This is a genomic window from Aureibaculum sp. 2308TA14-22 (assembly GCF_040538665.1).
Classification (GTDB): Bacteria; Bacteroidota; Bacteroidia; order Flavobacteriales; family Flavobacteriaceae; genus Aureibaculum.
In genome coordinates this window covers 1,200,787-1,225,727 of the sequence record NZ_JBEWXT010000001.1, presented here as the reverse complement: position 1 = coordinate 1,225,727, position 24,941 = coordinate 1,200,787, and the positions used below count along the sequence as shown (strand labels likewise).

Here is a 24,941-nt window from a genome sequence, read left to right as displayed (position 1 = left end):
ATGAAATATTTAAAAACAATTACATCACTTTTAATAGTGGTAATATTACTTTCTTGTAATAAAAAACAATCAAATCCCGAAACTTTGGGTGAAAACGAAAGACCTAACATATTATTTATAATGTCAGATGACCATACTTCACAATCTTGGGGTATTTATGGGGGTGTATTAAAAGATTATGTTCAAACTCCAAATATTTCTCGCTTGGCGGATGAAGGTACAGTACTGAATAATAGTTTTTGTACAAATTCTATTTGTGTGCCCAGTAGAGCATCAATTTTAACAGGCAGCTATAGTAATAAAAACGGAGTTTACACTTTGAGTGATGCTTTAGAACCCGATAGCGTGAATATTGCTAAAATATTAAAACGTAGCGGGTATCAAACCGCGGTTATTGGCAAATGGCACTTAAAGAAAGAACCTACAGGATTTGATTACTATAATGTGCTACACGATCAGGGTCGTTATTGGGATCCCATTTTAAGAACCAAAGAAAATTTCCATAAGAAATCCGAGGAGTGGGATGTACACAAAGGATTTTCTACTGATGTAGTTACTGATTTGTCAATGAAATGGTTAGATACTATAGATAAAAGTAAACCTTTTATGTTAATGACTCATTTTAAAGCGACGCACGAGCCTTTTGATTTTCCTGAAAGACATGCAAAATTGTATGAGGGAGAAACCATTCCCGAGCCAGAATCGCTATTGGATTTTGGTGCGGCGACCACCGGAAGAAGTTTTACAGGTCAGAGTTTAGACAATCTAGCCTATCGTTGGAAACAGGCAACCAAAGATCCTGATTCATGGTGGTGTCAATATCCTGGATTACCGTTCAGCACAGCGGAAATGGACAGTATAGCGGCTAGAAAACACACGTATCAAAAATTGGTAAAAGACTTCATGCGTTCCGGTGCTGCTATTGATGATAATATTGGAAGATTATTAGACTATCTGGAAAAATCTGGTTTGGCAGAAAACACCATTGTCATTTATACTGCTGATCAAGGTTACTTTTTAGGAGAGCATGGCTTTTTTGATAAGCGGCTGATCTATGAAGAATCCTTACGAATGCCATTTGTGATACGTTATCCTAAGGAAATTCCCGCCGGAAAACGCATTGACGATATTATTTTGAATATCGATTTTGCCTCACTGTTTGCGGATTATGCAAATGTAGAGCTGCCCTCCTCTTTTCAAGGAAAAAGTTTTAGGGAAAATCTAAAAGGAAATAGCCCAAAAGACTGGAGAAAAACAGCTTATTACAGATACTGGCAGCATTTCCCTGTACGACCAAGCCATTTTGGGATTAGAAACGATCGCTACAAACTGGCTCTTTTTTATGGTCAACCGCTTGATATGACTGGGGTTTCAAAAAAAACTACCGAACCTGCTTGGGAATTTTATGATTTGGAAAAAGATCCCAAAGAAAACAACAATGCATACGATAATCCCGAATATGCCGACATTATCTCAGAAATGAAGATTGAATTGCAGAGACAGCGAAAATTATTCGGAGATACGGATGAAAAGTATCCGGAAATACAAAATTTATTAAGTTTAAATTAAATAATTAATGGTTGGTCTGGCATGTGGCATAATAGATTCGTCACCCTGAACTCGTTTACTCATGTTTTTCTATTATTTTATAAATGTAATTCATGAATCTTCGATTTCAAGGTCTCATTCTTAAATTACTGTATTCCAAAGAATAATAAGATGCTGAAACGAGTTCAGCATGACGTTTTTATTACAAACAACCAACACTCAAAAATAATAACTTATGCCCTATATTAAAAAAATAGTTTTACCCATTTGCATATTGGCTTTAATTTACGCCTATAATAAAAAACCTAAAACTAAAGAAACTCAACCTCCAAATATTATTGTTTTATTCCCAGATGACATGGGGTATGGAGATGTGAGCGGGAACGGTCATCCTACCATAAAAACGCCAAATATTGATAGGATAGCCAATAATGGTATAAAACTTACCAATTTTTATTCAGGATCACCAGCTTGTACAGCAAGTCGTTATTCGCTGCTAACAGGAAAGTATCCTATAAAATCAGGATTCGATTGGGTACTTTATCCAAAGTCTAAACGTGGAATTCACCCAAAAGAATTTACGTTGGCAGAAGGTCTTAAATCAGTTGGCTATAAAACGGCAATGTTCGGCAAGTGGCATTTGGGCTCTACTAAATTGGAATATTTACCATTACAAAATGGATTTGACGAGTATATCGGGTTGCCTTACAGTAATGATATGATTCCACCAAAATGGCCGGCCATTCCCCTATTTCATAATAACGATACTTTAGAACTGAACCCAGACCAAACCAAACTCACAAAATTGTACACCAATAAAGCTATTGATTTTATAGAAAAAAATAAAGAAAATAAGTTCTTTGTCTATCTGCCTTATGCAATGCCTCATGTACCATTATATCCTGGCAAGGATTTTCAAAACAAATCCGAGCGTGGTGAATATGGTGATGTAATTGAAGAAATAGATTGGAGCGTTGGTAAAATTATCCAGACCTTGGAAAAATTAAAAATTGACAAAAACACGGTTGTCTTTTTTGCAAGTGACAATGGTCCATGGATTATTAAAGGGCTAAAAGGTGGATCATCAGGACTGTTTCGAGATGGTAAGGGAAGCACTTGGGAAGGCGGCATGCGTGTTCCAGGAATAATCTATTGGCCAAGTAAAGCTAAACCCGCTTTAAACTCGACAACAAGTACTGTTAGGGATATTTATGCTACCACACTAAGTCTTGCTGGGGTTACTATGCCTCCCAATAGTAATAATGATGGAAATGATCTTTCACAACTACTCAATAATTCCAATACCAAGTTAAATGATGATAAACCTTTCTTTTTCTATGGATTGAAAAATGAGATTTTTGCAGTTCGCAAAGGAGCATGGAAGTTACATGTAAAAACACATAGCCAAACGGGTAAAGATTATTTTGAAGGAAAGCTACCTCTTTTGTTCAACGTTAATATTGACCCTTCAGAAAATCATGATATTTCCGATAAATACCCTGAAATTGTAAAAGAATTGCAAAATAGTATTAGTAAGCAAAAAGAAACCGTTACGAAAAAATCAAATTATTTTGATGGGGAATAAAAAAAGAGTTGGACTTCTCCAACTCTTTAATACTAATTCAAATTACTCAACTTATGATTTTTGCTATTTCCCTATAAAATATAATACTTAGTTGATTTCATAAAAGTAGACAACTTAAAATCTTTTTAATAAAGATTTCGACCAATGACAATTTTGAAGCAATAAACATCGTTTTTTAAGACATTTAATAAATATATAGTATGTTTTTTTAGAAAAACACTTAAATATTCTTAAATTTCAACTTAATTTTTAATGTTGTTAGTAAAAAATCTGACACTTTAATGCAAAATAAAAAGTTGATTTTTAAATTATCAGTCCTTTTATGAGTTTATCACCATATGACATTGCCATTGTACTTTTTTATGTTGTAGGGGTATTAGCGTTAGGTTTTTATCTTGCCAGAAAATCTTCAAAAAATTTAGAATCCTACTTTTTAGGTGGCAACAAATTAAAATGGTACTACTTAGGCTTGAGCAATGCTTCTGGAATGTTTGATATTTCTGGCACTATGTGGTCGGTAGGAATATTATTTGTTTACGGCTTAAAAAGTGCTTGGTTGCCTTGGTTATGGCCGGTATGGAATCAAGTTTTTGTATTTGTCTATCTAGCTGTTTGGATGCGTAGGTCTAATGTAATGACAGGTGCAGAATGGATTACCTTCCGTTTTGGAGATGGTAAAGGAGCAAAACTCTCGCATATAATAATTGTAATATTTGCGGTAATTAGTGTATTAGGTTTTATTGCTTACTTCTTTGAAGGCATCGGTAAATATTCAACATCAATACTACCTTGGGATATGTCTTTTAGTTTATTTGGATATAATGTGAGTTCGGCTAGAAGTTATGCACTAATTATTTGTGGTCTCACTTCACTCTATACCGTAAAAGGTGGGATGCATAGTGTGGTTGCAACCGAAGTAATGCAATTTATAATTATGACAATTGCTTGCATTGGTGTAGGTATTGTAGCATATAATACGGTGGATGCTGGGCAAATAAATAATATTGTGCCAGAAAACTGGAAAGAGTTGTTCTTTGGTTGGCAATTAGACCTCAACTGGAACGGAACACCTTTTCCGCAAGTCAACAATAAAATTGAGAGCGATGGGTTTACGCTTTTTGGGGCTTTATTTATCCTGATGGTACTTAAAGGCATTTTTGCATCTATTGCAGGGCCAGTACCTAGTTATGATATGCAACGAATATTGGCAACAAGAACACCATCAGAAGCAGCCAAAATGAGTTTTTTAACCATTTGCGTGTTGTACCTCCCACGTTATTTTATGATTATTGGTTTTGCAGTACTAGCATTAGTATATTTAGGGCCAGAGCTATCAGCTATGGGTGATAATCTTGATTTTGAACAGGTTTTGCCTATGGCTATAAATAAGTTTTTACCAGTTGGGCTGAAAGGATTGATGTTGGCAGGTTTTCTAGCAGCATTTATGGGAACTTTTGCCGCTTTTGTAAACTCTGCCCCTGCTTATATTGTAAATGATATTTATAAAAAATATATAAATCCTGGTGCTTCGGATAAGAGATTAGTGAGGTTAAGCATCTTATCTTCTTTGGGCTTAGTTATGGTAGGTATTATTTTTGGCTTTAACGCTGGCTCTTTAAACACACTGATTCTATGGTTAAGCTCTGCATTATATGGCGGCTATGTGGCAGCTAATGTACTAAAATGGATTTGGTGGAGATTTACTGGGAATGGCTATTTTTGGGGAATGCTTTTCGGGCTGATAGCATCTACAGTAAAACTTTTCTTTTTTACCGATTATGTTGATATTTTTGTTTTTCCGATAATTTTTGCGTTCTCAATGTTGGGCTGTATCATTGGTACGTACATGCAGCCATTGCCGAATAGAGAGCAAGTAAAAACATTTTATAAACAAACTAAGCCTTGGGGATTTTGGGGGTCCATAAAAAAAGAGGTGATGCAAGAAGACCCCAGTTTTGTACCCAACTTAGATTTTAAAAGAGATTCGTTTAATGTTGTAGTCGGTATAGTTTGGCAAATGGCACAAGTGGTAATACCGATATACTTTATGTTAAGAGAAAATACCGAAATGCTTATTTGGTGTGCCATACTGATATTGACAAGCTATCTTTTGAAAAAATACTGGTGGAATAATCTTAAAAATTTAGATGACTAATGCAAATTACAGGCACTTTTATAGATGAAATAAGTCACGACATTCCTCATCAAAATTGGGGCGATAAGGAATGGGATGCCGACTTTGCCCACATGAAAAAAATAGGTATAAATACAGTTATACTTATTCGTTCTGGTTACAAACGTTTTTTAACCTATCCATCGCAATATCTAATAAATCAACATGATTGTTTTAAACCATCAAAAGATTTGGTCAAATTGTTTTTAGAGTTGTCAGAAAAGTATGGAATGGTTTTTTACCTTGGCATTTATGATAGTGGAAAATATTGGGATACTGGAGATATGCGTCATGAAATTGATATTAATTTACACGTAATTGAAGAGGTTTATAAAGCTTATGGCCATTACAAAAGTTTTGGAGGATGGTACTTAAGCCTAGAACTCAGCAGAAAAACAAAAGGAGCTATTGATTCAATTTCAAAACTGGGCAAACAGTGTAAAGCTATTAGTAATGGATTACCAGTACTTATTTCTCCATGGATTGATGGAGAAAAAGCGGTGTCAGCTACATCAAATACTTTGATAAAAGAAAAAACCGTTTCAATCCATCAGCACGAAAAAGAATGGAACGAAATATTTGATGGTATAAAAGAAGCTGTTGACATTGTAGCTTTTCAAGACGGCCATGTGGATTATTATGAATTGGAAAACTACTTAATCGTAAATAAAGGATTGGCAGATAAATACGGTTTGCAATCATGGACAAATACCGAATCTTTTGATAGGGATATGCCCATTAAATTCATGCCCATTAAATTTGAAAAAATCCTTTTGAAACTAGAAGCTGCTAAAAAAGCAGGTTGTAAAAAAGCCATTACCTTTGAGTTCTCACATTTTATGAGTCCTCAATCGGCTTATATACAAGCACATCATTTATATAATCGATATCTGGAATATTTTGGAATCAAATAAAACACATAGGTAATGTTTCATAAAAAATTAATTTTATTGGCTCTATTTTACTTTAGTTTCAATATAACTTTTGCTCAAGAGAAAGTTGATGTCTTAATTATAGGAGGAGGTGCTGGTGGTACTTCAGCTGCTATCCAAGTAGCTAGGATGGGTGTAAAAGTTAAAATTATTGAATCAACATCTTGGTTAGGTGGTATGCTTACGTCGGCAGGTGTTTCGGCTATTGATGGCAATCATAATATGCCTTCAGGTATTTGGGGAGAGTTTAGACAAAAATTATATGATTATTACGGTGGAGTCGACAAGGTAGCCACGGGATGGGTAAGCCATACGCTATTTGAACCGTCCGTGGGCAACAAAATATTAAAAGACATGGCTCAAATTGAAAATTTAAATGTTGTTTATAATGCTAAATATAAAACTATAACCAAAGAAAAGGATTTATGGAAAGTTACCTATAAGCAGAAAAGAAAACTAAAAACAATAAAAGCCAAAATACTAATTGATGCTACGGAAATTGGAGAGTTACTACCCATATTAGATGTTGATTTTAGATTGGGAATGGATGCTAAGAAAGATACCAATGAAAATTACGCTCCTGAAACAGCCAATACCATAGTTCAAGACCTTACTTATGTTGCCATATTGCAAGATGTAGGTACTATTAGAAGCAAAAAAGGATTGGTAAAAAAACCGAAAAAATACAACCCAAAAGATTTTGAATGCTGTTGTAAAAGAGAAGAAGACGAGATGTTTGGGGCAGTTTCTGACTGCCAACAAATGTTGAACTACGCAAAGTTACCAACATTACTTTCTCAAAAGAATGAAGGTAAAATTGGTGACAAATACATGATTAACTGGCCTAATTGCGGTAATGATTTTTACTTAAACTGGCCTGAATTAACACATGGGGAACGGTTGCAACGGCTACAGGACGCTAAAAATTTCACATTAAGCTTTGTGTATTATATCCAGAATGAACTTGAATTTAAAAATTTAAGATTATCTGATGAGTTTGGTACAAAAGACAGGCTTCCTTTTATTCCTTATGATAGAGAAGCGAGACGTGTAAAAGGCGAAGTGTTTTTAACTGTAAATCATTTAGAAAATCCTTATGACTATAATTTATTCAAAACCGGTGTTGTAGTTGGTGATTACCCTATTGACCATCATCACAAAAAAAACGCTAATGCTCCAGAAATTGATTTTATAAATATTAAAGTTCCGAGTTATAACATCCCCTTAGGAAGTTTAATTCCCAAGAGCATAGACAATTTTCTAGTTGCGGAAAAAAACATAAGTGTTTCTAATATTGCAAACGGTACTACACGACTGCAACCTGTAGTAATAGGCATAGGACAAGCTACGGGAGCTTTAGCGGCACTTGCAATTAAAGAAAACAAAAACCCAAAAGATATTTCTATTCGACAAGTTCAAAATGCCTTATTGAAAAGTGATGCGTATATAATGCCCTTTATTGATACCAAACCTGAGGATAAAGCTTTTGCCTCTATACAACGCATTGGAGCTACAGGAATTTTAAAAGGTGTAGGTATTCCTTATTTATGGGCGAATCAAACTTGGTTTTATCCTGAACAAATTGTTTCTGAACACGAATGGATTAACGGGCTTAAATCTTATTATGAAGTAGAAAAAATTCCAGCTTCAGGTGATGGGGTTACCTTGGGATTTATACAAGATGTAATTGTAAAAATAAAACCAGAATATAATATCGAAACCGTAAAAAACAATTGGAAAAATTGGCACATCAAACAAGGATTTGATAAAAACAAAGCTTTAAATCGTAGAACTGTAAGTATTTTAACTGACAAAATTCTAAATCCTTTTGCTGTTGAAATTAATTTAAATGGAGAGCTTAAAAAATAATCTTAGCCCTTTTTTAACCGAAACCGTACTATTTTAACGACGCTATTTCCTTTGATTTTTTTGGGTTTAGTTTAGTAAACGCTATTGCCTGAAGATAATCATTGTTATTGGCCACCAAGATGATGTTTTTATCACCAACTCTAATTGTTTTCATATCTTTAGCATCCCTTGGTGCAAAAAAGCCACTTTTATTAGTAGGTATAGGATAAAAATTTCCTTTACTATCTCCATGTAAAAGCAATCCTGTACCAGCATCATTTCTTGGTGTTTCTATTTCTGAAACATATAAATTACCGGAAATAAGCAAATCTTTATGTCCATCAGCATTGTAATCATCTATTAAAATACTATTTACAGAAGAAACTTGTGCCAAAGATGGCAATGGCTTTACATCATAATTCCCATTCCCTTTATTTTCAATATAAGACGAGGCAAAAGTTTTTGCTTTTAAATTTAATGCATCGGCCAACGAATTACCATAAATATTTTCCAAATTAGAACTTCCGAATTCTTCATACGTGGGGAATTTTTCCTTTAAAGATGGTATTTGTTGTGTAGAACAACTTTTTCCCCTTAAAGGAACGGCAACTCCATGTTCGTAATAACTTAGCACAATATCCAAACTTCCGTTACTATCAAAATCGTAACTATAAACCTCAAAAGGTTCTTTTTCTGAGGCTTTGTATTTATAATTCAATCCGAGATTACCAACGATAATGTCCGAATCGCCATCATTATCCATATCAGCGGTGTTTACGGAGTAGTACCATCCTTCTGTGTTCGGAATGGTTTCTTTCTTGAACGTACCTTTATCGGATTGTAAAAATAGTGTAACGGGCATCCACTCTCCCACTATGACTAAATCTTCTAAACCATCGTTGTTATAATCTGTCCAACTTGCCGCGGTTACCATACCCAATTCTTGCAGGCCGGAAGCTCTTTTAGCCGTTGCGTCTATAAATTTGCCCCCAACATTTTCCAACAAATAACTGTCCGTTGGGTGCGGATATTTTTGCGGGGTCAACCGCCCACCGATAAAAAGGTCCAAATCGCCGTCTTTGTCAAAATCAAACGGCATAACACATGAGCCGCTAGCCAAATATTTTGGAAGTCCGTTGCTTTTTGTAAATTTTCCATTGCCGTTATTGATGTATAATCTGTCCTGTAAAGCGGCATTCCCTTCCTTAAATTCATTACCCCCACTCACAACAAATAGGTCTAAATCGTTATCATTATCAACATCAATTAAAGCCATGCCCATATCTTCGCTTTGCTTGTCTTGCACCCATGCACCTTTGACCACTTCATCAAAAGCACCTTTATTGTTTTGTAGGTACAATTTGGCCGGATATCCGGCCGCACCTCCTAAAAAGAAATCCTCCTTGTTGTCGCCATTAACATCGCCAACAGCCAAAGAGGGTCCAAATTGCGACATTTTATGTGGGAGCAATACTTCATGGGCATAATCATCAAATTTATTTTCTTTATGAACAGCTTGTCCTAAATTTAAAGATTGAGCAACATCACTAAATTGAACAGCTTCTTTAGGCTTATTTATAGTCTCTTTAGTTAAATCATTAATTTTTATTTCGTGAACCCTGTTAATGGCTAAATTGGTAAGTGTAGAAATCGTTCCACCATTCCACTTAATTGTAGCTTTATCTATATTTTTATTTTTACCCAGACCAAAATGAACAACATCTTCACTTTTTGACATAAATCCCCTTGAATTTGTAAGCTGGACAACTTGTAACAAAGAATCATTATTGAACAATGTTATTGTAGTTCCGTAAATGGATTGTTCTTTATTTGCATTTAATTTAAATCGGATATAATTTCCCAGTTTTTTTTCGGTAGTCGTATTTTTATACAAAGATGCCGTCTGGTTGATATTATTTATAACCAAATCCAAATCGCCATCTAAGTCAAAATCGGCGTAGGCTGCCCCGTTTGAAAGCGTTGGTGCTTCCATGCCCCAATCCGTAACTTTGCTGTCAAATGTTAAATCACCATTATTTTTAAAGATATAATTGGGCAATTTGTCTGTGGGAGCCATATGCACAAAATCCATTACATCTATAATGGTATTCGGGTTTAATCCTCTTTGTTGGGCTACTTTGTTTAAACTATCGACTTTTTTATCATATTTTGTGGTCAAATCGCTATAGCGATTATTACTTACAACACCGTTGGTAACAAAAAGGTCTTTATAACCGTCATTGTCAAAATCAGCCAATAAAGGTGCCCAACTCCAATCTGTACTTGTAACACCAGCTAATTGACCTAACTCGCTAAATGTACCATTACCGTTATTTCTTTGCAACGTATTGAACATGTATTGATAATGACCACCTTTATTAACAATTGACCAAAATTCTTCTGGTGCCATGCCGCTCATGTTCGTTTTAATACGCTTATGGTCTTCAGCAACCATATCAACAACCATAATATCTAAATTGCCATCATTGTCATAATCGGCAACATCGTTACCCATACTAAAATTTGAAATATGCTTTGTTGCTTTTAAAACTTCGTCTTTAAAAGTTCCGTCTTTCTGATTTATATAAACGTGATCAGCAACATCAAAATCATTAGAAACGTAAATATCTTGCCAACCATCATTATTAAAATCTCCAGTTGTTGCCGACAAACCAAATCCAAAATTTCTAAGATTTGTTTTTTCAGTATAATCGGCAAACGTTCCATTGCCAAGGTTTTTATATAATCTATCGCTAAAAACAATATCTGAAAATTGGGTGAGATTTAATTTGTTTCCAATATTAGGAATACTTGGGGGTTGATTTACAATGTAAACATCTAAAAGTCCATCGTTATCAAAATCAAAAAAAGTGGCTTGGATAGAAAAGCCTTTATCGTCTAAACCGAAAGGTGCTGCTTTTTCGGTAAATGTTAGGTCTCCATTATTTATATATAACTGATTTGGGCTTTTTTCATTTTCCAAATAGGTAAACCTACAAACATAAATATCTTGGTCGCCATCGTTGTCAATATCTACAAAAGTAACACCAGTTGACCAATTATTATCTTTTGTAATGCCTGCTTTATTAGAAATATCTTCAAATTTTAAATTTCCTTTATTTAAAAATAGTTTGTCCCTGACTTGATTGCCTGTGAAATAAATATCGTCCAATCCATCATTATTCACATCACCAACGGCTACTCCACCTCCAGAAATAAATTGAGAATTAATCATGTGATTGTTTTCTCGGGTTTGCTTTAGGGTATTTTCAAAAGTTAAATTAGAATCATCAGAAGATACTGAAGAAAATAATGTGTTTTTGTTTTCACTTTTAGATTCAGAAATAGTATTATTATCATGGTTCTCTTTACAACCAACTAACATAGCTATTAAAAGGCTAGAGATAATAGTTTTATATGTATTAGTCATTTTACTCTTTTTAAGATTTAATCTGATTCTTATGCAAAATAAAAAAAAAAGAGTTGTTTTTTGATTAAAAACAACTCTTTTTATGTTAATTTAATTATTCAATTAAAAGTTCGGTCCTCCGGTATCCCACCAAAGTCTGGTGCCGATTTCATCTGGACCTGACATAGTTGCAGTAGCTGCTGCAACTGCAGCCGCATTATTAGCTTTCTGTCCATCTGTAAATACAACTCTTCTTAAGAATTCGTTCGGTCCAATAATCCCATGTTCTGCACTACTATTATTTTCATAAATATATGGTAGTTTTGGATATCCTGTTCTACGATGATCAACCCATGCTTCCATAGTATTGGTTCTTGCAGCAATCCATTTTTGAGTCATTATTTTTTCTAATTTCATTTCATCAGAATCTGCGTCATTCCATTTAACTGTAGCTCCCATTCTATTGACAAAATCGTTTCTACTACCTGGGTTATAAACAATATCATCATAATCAATAGGTAAATCTGTACTATTATCTAAATAAGCATCAACTCCACCGGCACCCCATTCTTCAAAAGATCTCTTAACACCATTTTCATAATGCTCTTGTGCTGTTGTTAACGCTGGGCTTGACCAACCTCTTAAAACAGCTTCAGCTTTAATAAACTCTACTTCAGCAGCTCCCATTAATCGTCTATCGATAACCGTTTTAAAATCTGAACTAATTTTTGAATATGGTGTATGATCTCCTTTCGCATCTAATGATGCCCCACTTCTAATTCCTTTATAAGGATAATCTGGGTGATCAGGAACTAAAGACATATCCTCAACAGGGTCAAAGAACTTTTCAATTCTAGGATCTTTATACCCTACCAATACAGATTCCATGGTAGCACCCATTCTCGTATCATCCCATCCAAAACTAATGGTTACTGGATGATAAACATTACCATATAAAAACACATTAAAATTATCTTCATTAGTAACCATTACACCTCCTGGATCATTTAATGCTTTTTCACCTTGTGACTTAGCCAAAGCTGGTGCCACTTTTGAAATTCGCATGGCCAAACGTAAACGCAAGCTATTTATAAATTTAACCCACTTTGATAGGTCTCCTCCATACGTAGTATCAAATTCTCCTAAATCTGGAGCATCAATATTCGCATTAAAATAAGCCTGTATTGCATCTAAATCGGCAAATAAAGCATTATACAAGTCTGGTTCAGAATCATAACTTGCATCCGACTCACCAAAATCTGAATAAATTACAGGTCCATGAAATGCAGTTAATCTAGATATCCCTATAACTCTAAATAATTTAGCCCATTCTACAAAAAGAGGTAAATCGGCATCTTCTGCCTGTAAAATAATAAGTCCTGTAGGTGACATGATATTATTATAGGTTCTATTCCAATTAGGATTCCATCTAATAAAATATGTGGTATTATTTACATTACCCGTAAATACTGTAGGCTGTTGTAAATGTTGTGCCCACGATTCGTTCGATAAATTATGGTGTATTTGACTACCAAAAATATTACTGATTACAGGACGAAATTTAGATCCCACAATTTGAAAATCTTGTTTTAGGGACTCATTTGTAATCCGATTCGGATTCTGATTTATTTCCTCAAATCCATCTGTACATGCACCAATACTAAACAGTAGTGCTGTTATTAATATATATTTTATTTTTTTCATATCTAACAAATTAAAAAGTTAAGCTTAAATTTAAACCCATTGTTCTAGTAGCTGGTAAATTAATGTTTTCAATTCCTGGTTGACTTCTACCTGTACTGTTAGTAAGTTCTGGGTCAAACGGTGCGTCCTTGTAAAAGAAAAACAAATTGTTTCCTATAAACGATAGCGAAGCATTCTTTAACCATTCATGCTTATCAACATTAAAATTATATGACAATGACAGCTGACCTAATCTTACACTTGTTCTATCGTAAACATATGGTTCTTGAATACCATTTCTTCCTCCAATACCATTTCCTTCTTGGTAATAAAGCGAAGGATCAATTTGAGTAACTGCAGTTCCATTTTGTACAGCATTAATAGTTTCAAAACCTCTGTCTCTAGCTGCAGCAGATCTTTCAGACACACCAAAACCATCTAACATAGCTTCTGATTGACTTCCTACCACACCGCCAAACTTACCGTTAATTTGCATATTTAAAGACCATGATTTATAATTTACAGTATTGTTCCAACCTAAAGCAAAATCTGGTTCAGCATTACCAAATAATACTTGTTCTTCATTTCGTAATGGGTTCCCATCAGTAGGATCTAACATAATACGCCCTTGATCATCTCTTAGGAATTCTCTTCCCCAAAGATCACCAAAAGAACCACCTTCTAATAAAGGTGCTGCAAATCCTTCAGTACCACCTAAACTACTTCCAAGGGCATTAGGTGATAACTCAACAATTTTATTCTTATTTGCAGTATAATTTAATCCTGTTGACCAAGTTAAATCGTCAGTTGCAATAGGTTTACCACTCAAAGTTATTTCAACCCCTTTATTAGTGATTTCACCAGCATTAATATACTCAAAAGTATATAGAGCAGATTCTATAGGAAATCTAAGAAATTGATCTTTACTCGTAATATCATAATATGTGAAATCTATACCTAACCTGCCTTGGAACATTCTCCAATCTAAACCAATTTCCCAAGTACTAATAATCTCTGGTTTTGCATCAAAAAACGGCTTTCCTTGATACGGACTTACACTACCTCCTCCGATAATAGTATTACCAGGGTTTATAATATCATAAGGTACCTCATTCGCTAATTCGGCTAAAGAGACTCTAGCTTTTAAAAAGCTAATCCAATCAGGCATTTCAAACATTTCACTAAAAATACTTGATAAACCAAATGAGTTATAAAAATAAGATTCATTCCCAGTTAAAGCTAGGGTTGATGCCCAATCGTTTCTACCAGCAAAATCTAAAAACAACATGTCCTTATACCCAATTTCAATATTTCCAAATACTGAATTTTTCTCAACTCTACTTCCTAAAGTTGAAGCTACTAATACAGTTGGGCCTGTATTATTAAAATTAAATTCATTAGCATATAACAAACCATTATCTTGCATACCAGAATTAACTGACACACCATCTCTATAATTTGTTTTTTGATAAGTAGCACCTAATAAAGCATTTACACTAAAGTCCTCTCCAAAGTCATTAGTATAACTTAAAATCCCATCCATGTAGGTCTTTGTATCCGTATAATCTGAATAAATCCAACGTCCATTTTTAGCTACTGTGGTTGTATTTCCTCCAGCTTGTCGACGCTCATCATATTGTTTATCAGCATAATCTATATTAAACCTTGTTTGAAATGTTAATTGATCAGTAATTTGCCATTCTGCAGTTAAATTAGCAATAGCTCTTTTAAATCTATCTTCTTGAATTTCTTTATTTAACAACCAATATGGATTGGATTGGTGATGATCTGAAACAAACCAATTCATAACTTCTACTTGCCTGCCTGCATCCAGCATGCTATAATTATTTTTAAAGTCATCAAAGTTTCTTTCTCTTGGAAACCAATATAACCCAGTTAAAGGGTTGTTATAATAACCTGCACGATTACGGTTAGACGTGTTCTCATTAGAAAGAATAACATTTGAGGTTACTTTAACTTTATCTTTAAAAAATTTAGTAGATGCCTTAAACGCAAAATTGTTTTTTAAATAGCTATTCTTTGGAGAAATACCTGAAGAAGAGGTATTAGCATAAGAAAAATAAGCTTGTGTTTTTTCATTTCCTCCACTAATAGAAACAGAATTAATAAAGTCAACACCTGTTTCAAACCAATCATCAACAAAATTACTATCATAATCCCCTTTGGTGTTAGACCAACTATATCTAGAATCATTATCAGAACCGTATCTATATTGAAGATCTGGTGCAGCTGAATCGATAATATTTCTTACAGACATTGATGAATTAACTTTTACAGTTGTAACACCTGCTTTACCACTTTTGGTAGTAATAATTACAACTCCATTGGCTCCTTCACTACCATATAAGATAGCTGCATTCGCACCTTTTAGTACACTCATACTTTCAATATCATCAGGGTTTAAAGCCGATAAGCCATCACCACCATCAACACCATTCCAACCAGAAGGTTGACTGCCTCTATTGTTTACCATTGGTACACCATCAATAACAAATAAAGGAGAACTATCTCCACTTGCAGATTTATGCCCTCTAATTTGAATTTTAGTAGACCCACCTGGACCAGAACTACTCTGTCTTACTTCAACACCAGCAGCTTTTCCAGATAACGCATTAACAAAGTTAATGTCCTTAGATTTTGTTAAATCATCTCCTCCTACTGTTTGTTGCGAGTATGTCAACGTTTTCTCTGCACGTTTAATACCTAAGGCAGTAACTACAACTTCATCAAGTTGTTGTCCCTCAGCCAACGTTACATTAATAACGGTCTGGCCGTTAACTGCAACTTCTTTTTCGGAATAACCTACAAAAGAGAACTGCAATGTTGCCCCTTCAGAGACATCAATACTGTACTTTCCATCGAAATCTGTAGTTGTTCCGTTAGAAGTTCCTTTTTCGATGACATTTGCTCCTGGAATTGGAGCACCGGCTTCATCTGATACCGTACCAGTAACCGTTTGTGCAATTACTCCTTGTAAAAAAAGTAGTGCAACTAAGGTTAGTAAATACCTAAATTTTTGAATCATAATTTAATTATTTGAGTTTATTAAGACTTAAAGATAGTTAAAAAAGAATTAACGCTAGTATTTAATTTCGACCAATGACCACAATTATTCCTTAAACGACATTATTGTGTAGACAAAAGTGTTTTGAGGTTTTTTAAAAAAAGATGAGGTAAATCCAATATTTTTATGCTAAAATCATTATTTAATTTAAAAATCACCAGTATATTGTTAAATTGTTTGAAGTTATCATAAAATCATTATAATCATAATTCATTGATCCTAAAACTAAAACTTAGTTTTTATCAATATTAAACACTCGAATTCTTTCGTTATTATTTGCAACCAATAATTGCTTCTTATCTTTTGAGTCAATTATTATAGTACTTTTTGCATTTCCTTTGTTGGAAAATCCTGTGTTCTTAGTATCTCTAACACTAAATTTTCCATTTTTATACGACAAAACTGAACCGTAAGAAGCATCATATCGTACAGTTTCCGCTTCAGTTTTATAGTGGTTTCCTACTATAATTATTTCTTTATAATTGTCATTATCAATATCAAGAAATTCAAAACTCATTATTGGAGATAACTGAACCTGATTTGGAAGGTGGTGTATTGCAAACTTGCCATTCCCTAGATTTTCTAGAAAAACACTCTCTAATTTTTTTGCTTGATAATGGAGAGCGTTTTTAAGCTTATCATCGCCATATATATCTTCTAAGCTTGCTTCGGCAAACGAAGTAAATGTTGGAAATTTATCCTTAATAAAAGGCATTTGTTGTGAAGAGCATTCTCTACCCCTTGACGGCACTAAGGTTCCTTTATAGTTACTGGTCAATACAATATCATAAGTTCCAGAATTATCAAAATCATCACAAAAAACATGAAAAGGTTTTTCTGTACTTGCCTTATATTTGGTATTCTTGCCTAAATTTCCTAAAAAATAATCAACATCGCCATCATTATCTATGTCGTTACCGGCAATACTGAACCATAGCCCCTCGGTATTTCTTAATGATTCATTTTCTTTGTGCTCCAACTTTCCGTTTACATTTTCAAATAGTGTTATAGGCATCCACTCCCCGACTACGATCAAATCTTCATCACCATCGGTATCATAATCGGAAAAGATGGCATCGGTAACCATTCCTATATTAGAAATTAAAGGAGCAATTGTAATGGTTCTATTAATAAACCTTCCATTTTCGTTTATAAGTATATATGATTCTGGTGCAAATGGATATTTATCTGGAATAGTTCTACCTCCTACAAATAAATCTAAGTCACCGTCTTTATCAATATCAGAAACTGCTACAGATTGTCCACTTGAGTTTATATTGGGCAGTGCATTCGTGACTTTAGTATAATTTCCATCACCATCATTTAAATACAATCTATCTTGAAAAAGTTCACTACCTTCTTTAAACTCGCTACTTCCACTAACTATATATAAATCTGCATCCTTATCATTATCTGCATCAAAAAACAGTACTCCCAAATCTTCGTGTTTAGCATCATCTGTCCATGTTTTGGATTCTTTTTTGACAAAATTTCCATTCTTATCTTGGATATAAAGTTCTCCTGCTTGATTTGCCGCACCTCCAACAAAAAAATCTTCTAGACCATCCCCATTAACATCTGCTTTGTCGATAAATGGTCCGTTATGCGATTGACTATGTGGTAGCAAAATCTGATTTTCATAATCATTGAATTTGCTTTCTTTATGTTTAAATGTAATTCCACTATTAGTTGGTTGGGTTAGTAAAGGTTCTATCTTTTCAACTTTATTTTGTTGTGGTTTAGCCGTTTTTTTATCAATAACAATAATCTGATTTGCATCAATAGCATTCAACGTTGTAACTTTATTATCAGGCCATTCTATAACTATTTTATCAACCTCACTGGCTTCACCCAATCCAAAATGCATAACGTCTTGAACCGACGATATAAAACCTCTACTGGTATAAAGTTCTTGATATTGCTTTTTCCCATTAATGCTAATTGTAGCTTTGGCTCCGATTGCAAACTTATTTTTAGAATCGCCCTTTAATCTAAGTTGAATAAAATTATTTGCATCATTATTCTTATAAATTTGAGCGATATCATTAATATTGTTTATAACCAAATCTAAATCTCCATCATTATCTAAATCAGCATAGGCTGCTCCATTTGATTGCGTTTTAGCATCAAACCCCCAATCTTCTGAAACATTATTAAATTTGTAATCCCCTTTATTTTTAAAACTGTAGTTATGTACTTTTGTTGATGGCATTAATGCAGTAATATCATTAAAACTAGGTTTATTGTCTTGAGCGAATTTTTCATTTAATTCGGTTCTAAAATCTTGGTTGCCCATGTCTTTGAGAATACCGTTTGTAACAAAAACGTCTTTTAATCCGTCATTATCGAAGTCGGCAAACAACGGAGCCCAACTCCAATCTGTTTTGGCTAAACCACTTATTTGTGCAATCTCACTAAACTGACCATTACCGTTATTCAATTGTAAAGTATTCACCATATATTGATGATGGTATTTTTTTTCTACTAAAGTGTTAAAGTTACTGGTACTCATGGTGGCCATATTCTTTTTACTACGAATATGGTCTTCAGAAGCCATTTCAAGAACAAATAAATCTGGTAGTAAATCGTTGTTAATATCTGCATAATCCGACCCCATACTGCTAAACGAAATATGATTCATTCGGTCTAGTATCTGATTTGAAAAAGTACCGTTCTTATTGTTTATGTAGAGCATATCTGGTGATAAAAAATCATTACATACGTAAACATCTGGCCAATTGTCATTATTAAAATCACCAATTGAGGCACTGAGACCCCAAGCTTTGTTAACCAATCCTGCCTTGTGTGTAATCTCAGTAAAAAAATCACCATCATTTCTGTATAGCTTATCTGAACTGAATTCTGAATATTCTTTTTCAATACGCATATTCAATGTTCCTGAATTATGAAAATCAGGACGGTGATTTACCAAATACATATCTAAATCTCCATCTTTATCAAAATCCAAAAAATAGGATTGTGTACTGAAACCTGCATCATTTACTTTCCATTCTTTGGCACTTTCTTTAAATGTGTTATTCTTTAAGTTAATGTATAACTTGTTTTCTTTTGGTGTTTTATCGTTCAGTACTCCTGATTTACTTACATAGATATCCAACCAACCATCATTATTAATATCTACTACTGAAACTCCAGTAGTCCATCCACCCAAATCTTCAACACCAGCATTTTTGGTAATGTCTTCAAACTTAAAATTACCCTTATTTATGTATAACTTGTTAGATTGCTGATTAGCTGTAAAATAAATATCAACTAAACCGTCATTATTAAAATCCGCAGTTGCTACACCACCACCATTATAAATATTAGAAAAGTTTAAAAAATTTAGTGTTTCTGTTTCTTTAACAGTATTTTCAAAATTTACAGACGACTCTGCGACTGGGATTAAAGTAAATTGTGTAGTTTCATTGGAAGATTTAACTACATTATCAGCAATAACTTTATAAGGTCTGCTTTTACTACATCCGACTAATAATGAACTAATAATTAAAAAGTATGTAATTGCTTTCACGGTAACTTAATTTTATAGTGTAAATATAAAAAAAAGGGAGGTCTTTTATAGACCTCCCTTGAAATTTAACAATGTTATGTTGTTATTATTTTAATTTTGCTTTGCCCACCATAATGGTGTATGAACAGTGTCATCACCTCCTAATAATTGAACAGCTTGTGCATGACCAACTGGTATATTATTTACAAAAGACGACGGATATTTTAAACGTTGTCCAAAGAAGTTTACTTGATTAGACATTACGTTTCCAGCATTTAATTGTGGTAAATCAGGAAGTGGGTTTTCAACCGCAGGGTTTTCAAAAAACGGCAACCCTAACCTTCTATGATCATTCCAAATTTCAAGTGGTAACCACGCCTGATTTGCAATAAACTTTTGTGTAATAATTTTATTTAAACGGTCGTTCTTAACCGCACCGCCCTCATAAATTGTATTTTCTGGATACGTATAATTTATTGTTCCAGGAACACCTGTATAACCATCAACATAAGTCATAGTTACACTTGCTGGTGGTTCTGTTATATGATCCCAACTTACTGATGTACCAGCATTATTGTAATCTTCAGACGCAACATATGTCGCTACATGTGCCGAAAGTCCATAATAAGCAAAACTTTCTGATATTCCAGCTTCATAAGCATCTTTACCGCTTAAAGGTGTACTCCAACCTCTTACAGCAGCTTCTGCTATTAAGAAATGTGTTTCCCAAGACGGGAAAAAGACACGCTCTTTGTACTTTCCTGAACCTCTAAAATCAAGGCCTAAACGAGGGTAAGATCCTCTACTACGTAATTGATTCTTAGTCCCAACAGTACCCCAGTCACCAGCAGCAAATGCATTATAGGTAAAGGCTCCATCCAACGTCATTAAAACCTCTCCATCATCATCTAATAAATCTCTTTCCGTTTGTGTATGGCTATTACCCCAAGTTGGGAAATTGCTATACTGCTCATCTTCAAGATTTCCAGGAATTGGATAGGTTTTATATGCTCTTGGGTCTATCGTATTTGGCAAACCATCCAACCAGAAACCTTTGGCAGGGTCATTGGTAAGCATTGTAAAGTGATCGTCAAGTTTTAAACCCATATAACCAGCAGGTTTAATAGTTCCATGCTGAGATGCAGGTAATTGATCCGCAGAAGTTACACTACCTAATCCTACAACTATATTTCTATAAGCAGCAGTAACATAATGATCATTCCATTGTCTAGACTGAACATTAACAAAATTGTTCCATCCATCAGCTTCAGTAATTCTAAAATCATCATCTGATGTAGCAATGATTTGTCCACTATTGGCCGCTTCTTCAAAATGTTGCTTGGCAACAGCAGGAGCCACTTCAGATAAACGCATCGCTAAACGCATTCTCAAAGAGTTTCCATACTTTTTCCATTGAACATAATCATATCCATAAGCTTGGTCCAAATCTGGATCTGGTTTAAACGTATTTGTTTCATCAATTTGACTAACCGCATCTTTTAATTCTGCTAACATAAAATTGTAAACATCTTCTACACTATTATATTCTGGGTTTTCACCTTTAAAACCATCTATAGGAATTGGACCAAAATTATCAGTCATTTCACTCATAATATAAACTCTCCAAATTCTTGCAATTTGCAATAAATTGGCAGTATATTCCTTAACGTTTCCTGTAGCTATCTTTTCTTCTGCTACAGAAATACCCGTAGTGATGTCTCGTAACCATCTAGATATATATCCATTAAAGTAGTCATTGGTCCATCCGTCATTTGAACGTCCTTGAGATAGCACGCCTAATCTAGAAGTTCTAGATGCATCTTTCCAATACAACACAAATACACGTTCCGCAATATGAGGGTTTTGCTGTGCTCCTCCCATAGAACCATTAATAAAAAATTCTACCTCCACTTGATCTGCAGTTGCAGCTAAAGGATTTTCGTTGATTTCTTCGAAATCATCGCAAGAAAAAATTAACAGCATTACACTAAGCAATGCTAGATTTCTAATTAATACTTTTTTCATAATTAATCTTTGTTTATAAATTAAAATTTAGCAGCAATGTTTAAAAACACTGTTCTCGTCGTTGGTGGTGCCAAGTTTTCAAATCCTTGAGCATTAGATCCCGTCGCATTTACTGACTCTGGATCTACGCCATTCAAGTTACTTGAAATCATCCATACGTTGTTTGCTGATACTCCAGCAGATAATCCTGTAAATGGAGTTTTCTTTAACCATTCTCTATTAAAGTTATAAGTTAAATTTATATTTCTTAACCTAAAATGTGATGCATCATATACGTTGGCCTCATTAATACCTAAGTTTCCTGAACGCCCAGTAATAGCTGCCCAGTAATTTTGTGGTGTAGCCCCAACAGTATTTTCACTTAAATTACCCGCACCGTCATCTACAACACCATCAAATACAATATCTGCTCTTTCTCCATTTACTGCAGTTACCGCAGCTAAACCAGATCTTTGCAAGGCATGATTGGTTCCTGAGAAAATTTCTCCTCCAATACTCGCACTCAATAAGAAACTAAAAGAAAAGCCTTTATAAGTAAACATATTGGTTAGGCCTAATAACGCATCAGGTACTTGAGAGCCTAAAACTTCCTTCTCTGTTGAAGCTAACGGTAAACCATCGCCATCAACCAAAATTCTTCCAAAAAATGGACTTGCTTCATCTTCAACTCTTCGAAATTTTGATCCTACAATTACACCATAATCTTCACCAACATTTGCACTAATATTAAAGTTATCAAACCCACCTAAGTTGAATGACGTAACATCATCTGCCAATTCTTCTACAGTATTTTGGTTTGTAGAGTAATTGATGTCCATATCCCAAGATAATCCATCTTCTTTATCTAAAATTGCCGTCTTTAAAGTAAGTTCAATACCTGTATTTTGAATATCACCAGCATTTATAAACTTATCATTAAACCCACTAAAAGGATCTAAAGGAATTGGAATTATCTGATTTGTTGCATTGGTTTTATACCAAGTAAAATCCAGTCCTACTCTGTTATTAAATAAACGAGCTTCCGCACCAATTTCAACTGATTTAATCAATTCGTTTTTTATATCTGGATTAAGCAATCTGCTATTAGTAGAGGCCGTAGTATTACCCAACGGATCATTGCCTATAGAAAATGCATTTTGCAACTGATAAGCACGTAAATCATTACCTACCTCAGCATAAGATCCTCTTATTTTACCAAACGTAAACCAATTGGGTAAATCTCCACCAGTTTTAGTAATCATGTCTGAAATAACCAATGAAGTACTTACAGATGGATAGAAAAATGATCTGTTCTCCTTACTTAAAGCCGAAGACCAGTCATTACGACCCGTTACATCAACAAATAAGTATCCATCATAGTTTAATTGAAACAAACCATATACAGAATTTATCTTTTTCTGGTTAAACCTTTGTGAAACAGTTGCAGGATTGACCCCATTGTTTAAACTAAATAAATTAGGAACCAACAAGGTACCAGAATTACTATTTATACCAGACTCTTCAGTCGCCATTAAGTTACCCCCTAAGGTAATTGATCCTCCAAATTTTCCAAAAATATTATCTTTTGCAGCTACCATTAAAGCACTGTAATTTTGCTCAATAAAAGTATTTTTTCCCAAACCATAGGTAGAGTTACTTGAAGTTCCAGCAAACACTTTTGATTCAGTATTTGTAGTATATAAATCTGCTCCTCCTCTAACTTCTGCACTTAGCCAATCATTAAACTCATGTTTTAAAGTTGCATTTATTATAAATCTATCTCTAGAATCATAACTTAAACGTCTTTTATTAGCCCAATACGGATTAATTTGATTTGAATTGGGATCATACCATATTTGATTACCAAATTCATCTACACCTTCAGAATATTGTTCAATATCACGTGATCGTGGAAAATTTATTATGGTTTGATATTGGCTTAATGCTCCAAAACCTGTTCTTGGTCTATTGTTAGCTGTTGTTTTGTTATACTGCACTTTTGTATCAATTGACCATTTTTTTTCATTACCAAATTTAGACACACCCCTTGCGGTTAAGTTTAAACGTTCTAATGTAGCTGAAGGCGAAATACCCTCATCTTCCAAATAATTAGCAGAGGTATAATAAGAACCGTTTTCTCCTGAATTTTGGAATGAAACACTATGGTTTTGACTAAAACCATCATTATAATAATTACCAATATTGTCGTAAGCTTTATCAAAAACAACTGACCCTTGCTCAGGTCCTGTTTCTGTTTGCCCTTCAATTTTAGGTCCCCAACTACTATTAGCATATTCGTCATAAGCACCTACAGAACCCTGACCAAAATTACTCTGCAATTCTGGTTTCATGAAAATACTTTGAAAACCAAAGGTTGCTGAGTACGCAATACCTAATCCATTACTAGATTTACCCGTTTTAGTAGTAATTAAAATAACACCATTACCAGCACGCGAACCATATAACGCCGCTGCAGAAGCACCCTTTAAGACGGACAACGATTCAATATCATCTGGATTTATATCTGCTAAACCATTACCTAAATCCGCAGAAGGACTCCAAAAACCTTCGCTAGATGCACCAGTAAAATTATCTAGTGGAGTACCATCAACCACAATTAAGGGTTGATTGTCTCCTGTTAAAGAGCTATATCCCCTTAATACAATTTTAGAAGAACCAGCTGGACCATTACTACTTTTAATAATGTTTAAACCCGTTATTTTACCAGATAAGGCATTTATCATATTCGGTTCACGAGATTCAGATATGTTAGCACCTTGAATTTCTTGAACGGAATAACCTAGGGATTTTCGCTCTCTTTTAATACCAAGAGCCGTAACAACTACTTCGTCAAGAGCCTCTGTACTTTCCGCAAGAGCCACATTAATAGTTGTCTGGCCATTTACTGCAATCTCTTGAGCAGCATATCCGACAAAAGAGAACTGTAATGTAGCACCTTCAGCTACGTCTATGCTATAGTTACCATCAAAGTCTGAGGTAACACCGTTAGAAGTTCCTTTTTCAATGATGTTTACACCCGGTAGCGTAGCCCCGTCTGCAGCATCAGTAATAGTTCCAGTTACTGTAGTTTGAGCAAACATGGATTGAAATCCTAACAGACAAACAACAAGTAACAATTTCATCACTTTTTGAATCATAATTA

The 24,941-nt window shown here is 34.3% G+C and carries 11 protein-coding genes; 5 read left to right on the top strand and 6 right to left on the bottom strand.

Going from position 1 to position 24,941, the window contains the following annotated elements; translation table 11 throughout:
• The 5 genes from U5A88_RS05340 to U5A88_RS05320 all read left to right on the top strand — a co-directional run bounded on the left by U5A88_RS05340 (position 1) and on the right by U5A88_RS05320 (position 8,107).
• Entirely contained in the window at positions 1 to 1,569 is a 1,569-nt protein-coding gene (locus U5A88_RS05340) for a sulfatase family protein (protein ID WP_354204437.1), read from the top strand.
• Between the two features lie 214 nt (positions 1,570 to 1,783).
• Positions 1,784 to 3,133, top strand: a complete 1,350-nt coding sequence (locus tag U5A88_RS05335; RefSeq protein WP_354204435.1) for a sulfatase family protein — start codon at positions 1,784 to 1,786, stop codon at positions 3,131 to 3,133.
• A 322-nt stretch (positions 3,134 to 3,455) separates the two neighbouring features.
• Complete coding sequence (locus U5A88_RS05330) at positions 3,456 to 5,288, top strand: sodium:solute symporter family protein (protein WP_354204433.1); 1,833 nt, start codon at positions 3,456 to 3,458, stop codon at positions 5,286 to 5,288.
• Positions 5,288 to 6,220 carry a DUF4434 domain-containing protein gene (locus U5A88_RS05325; RefSeq protein WP_354204431.1) on the top strand — a complete coding sequence of 311 codons (933 nt, stop codon included), beginning with the start codon at positions 5,288 to 5,290 and terminating at the stop codon, positions 6,218 to 6,220. The genes U5A88_RS05330 and U5A88_RS05325 overlap by 1 nt, the downstream gene beginning before the upstream one ends.
• Before the next feature lie 12 nt (positions 6,221 to 6,232).
• Positions 6,233 to 8,107, top strand: coding sequence for an FAD-dependent oxidoreductase (locus U5A88_RS05320; RefSeq protein WP_354204429.1), 1,875 nt, complete (start codon positions 6,233 to 6,235; stop codon positions 8,105 to 8,107).
• A gap of 28 nt (positions 8,108 to 8,135) precedes the next feature.
• Here the strand turns inward: U5A88_RS05320 and U5A88_RS05315 are convergent, their stop codons facing one another.
• From U5A88_RS05315 to U5A88_RS05290, 6 genes are all read right to left on the bottom strand, one after another.
• The gene (locus tag U5A88_RS05315) at positions 8,136 to 11,516 is read right to left on the bottom strand and encodes a VCBS repeat-containing protein (RefSeq protein ID WP_354204427.1); all 3,381 of its coding nucleotides are present in this window, start codon (positions 11,514 to 11,516) and stop codon (positions 8,136 to 8,138) included.
• 102 nt (positions 11,517 to 11,618) lie between these two features.
• Positions 11,619 to 13,199 (bottom strand): SusD/RagB family nutrient-binding outer membrane lipoprotein, encoded by a 1,581-nt coding sequence (locus U5A88_RS05310; RefSeq protein WP_354204425.1) that lies wholly within the window; start codon positions 13,197 to 13,199, stop codon positions 11,619 to 11,621.
• Between the two features lie 10 nt (positions 13,200 to 13,209).
• Positions 13,210 to 16,224 (bottom strand): SusC/RagA family TonB-linked outer membrane protein, encoded by a 3,015-nt coding sequence (locus U5A88_RS05305; RefSeq protein WP_354204423.1) that lies wholly within the window; start codon positions 16,222 to 16,224, stop codon positions 13,210 to 13,212.
• A 271-nt stretch (positions 16,225 to 16,495) separates the two neighbouring features.
• Positions 16,496 to 19,795, bottom strand: a complete 3,300-nt coding sequence (locus U5A88_RS05300) for a VCBS repeat-containing protein (protein ID WP_354204422.1) — start codon at positions 19,793 to 19,795, stop codon at positions 16,496 to 16,498.
• Between the two features lie 90 nt (positions 19,796 to 19,885).
• Positions 19,886 to 21,799 (bottom strand): SusD/RagB family nutrient-binding outer membrane lipoprotein, encoded by a 1,914-nt coding sequence (locus U5A88_RS05295; protein ID WP_354204420.1) that lies wholly within the window; start codon positions 21,797 to 21,799, stop codon positions 19,886 to 19,888.
• Positions 21,800 to 21,819: 20 nt separating this feature from the next.
• A complete protein-coding gene (locus U5A88_RS05290; RefSeq protein ID WP_354204418.1) occupies positions 21,820 to 24,921 on the bottom strand; it encodes a SusC/RagA family TonB-linked outer membrane protein in 3,102 nt (1,033 codons plus the stop codon).
• Positions 24,922 to 24,941: the final 20 nt, after the last annotated feature.

Excerpts from the sequence above, each read along its gene's own strand:
- U5A88_RS05340 (WP_354204437.1), top strand. The coding sequence starts at position 1 with ATGAAATATTTAAAAACAATTACATCACTTTTAATAGTGGTAATATTA.
- U5A88_RS05335 (WP_354204435.1), top strand. The coding sequence starts at position 1,784 with ATGCCCTATATTAAAAAAATAGTTTTACCCATTTGCATATTGGCTTTA.
- U5A88_RS05330 (WP_354204433.1), top strand. The coding sequence starts at position 3,456 with ATGAGTTTATCACCATATGACATTGCCATTGTACTTTTTTATGTTGTA.
- U5A88_RS05325 (WP_354204431.1), top strand. The coding sequence starts at position 5,288 with ATGCAAATTACAGGCACTTTTATAGATGAAATAAGTCACGACATTCCT.
- U5A88_RS05320 (WP_354204429.1), top strand. The coding sequence starts at position 6,233 with ATGTTTCATAAAAAATTAATTTTATTGGCTCTATTTTACTTTAGTTTC.
- U5A88_RS05315 (WP_354204427.1), bottom strand. The coding sequence starts at position 11,516 with ATGACTAATACATATAAAACTATTATCTCTAGCCTTTTAATAGCTATG.
- U5A88_RS05310 (WP_354204425.1), bottom strand. The coding sequence starts at position 13,199 with ATGAAAAAAATAAAATATATATTAATAACAGCACTACTGTTTAGTATT.
- U5A88_RS05305 (WP_354204423.1), bottom strand. The coding sequence starts at position 16,224 with ATGATTCAAAAATTTAGGTATTTACTAACCTTAGTTGCACTACTTTTT.
- U5A88_RS05295 (WP_354204420.1), bottom strand. The coding sequence starts at position 21,799 with ATGAAAAAAGTATTAATTAGAAATCTAGCATTGCTTAGTGTAATGCTG.
- U5A88_RS05290 (WP_354204418.1), bottom strand. The coding sequence starts at position 24,921 with ATGAAATTGTTACTTGTTGTTTGTCTGTTAGGATTTCAATCCATGTTT.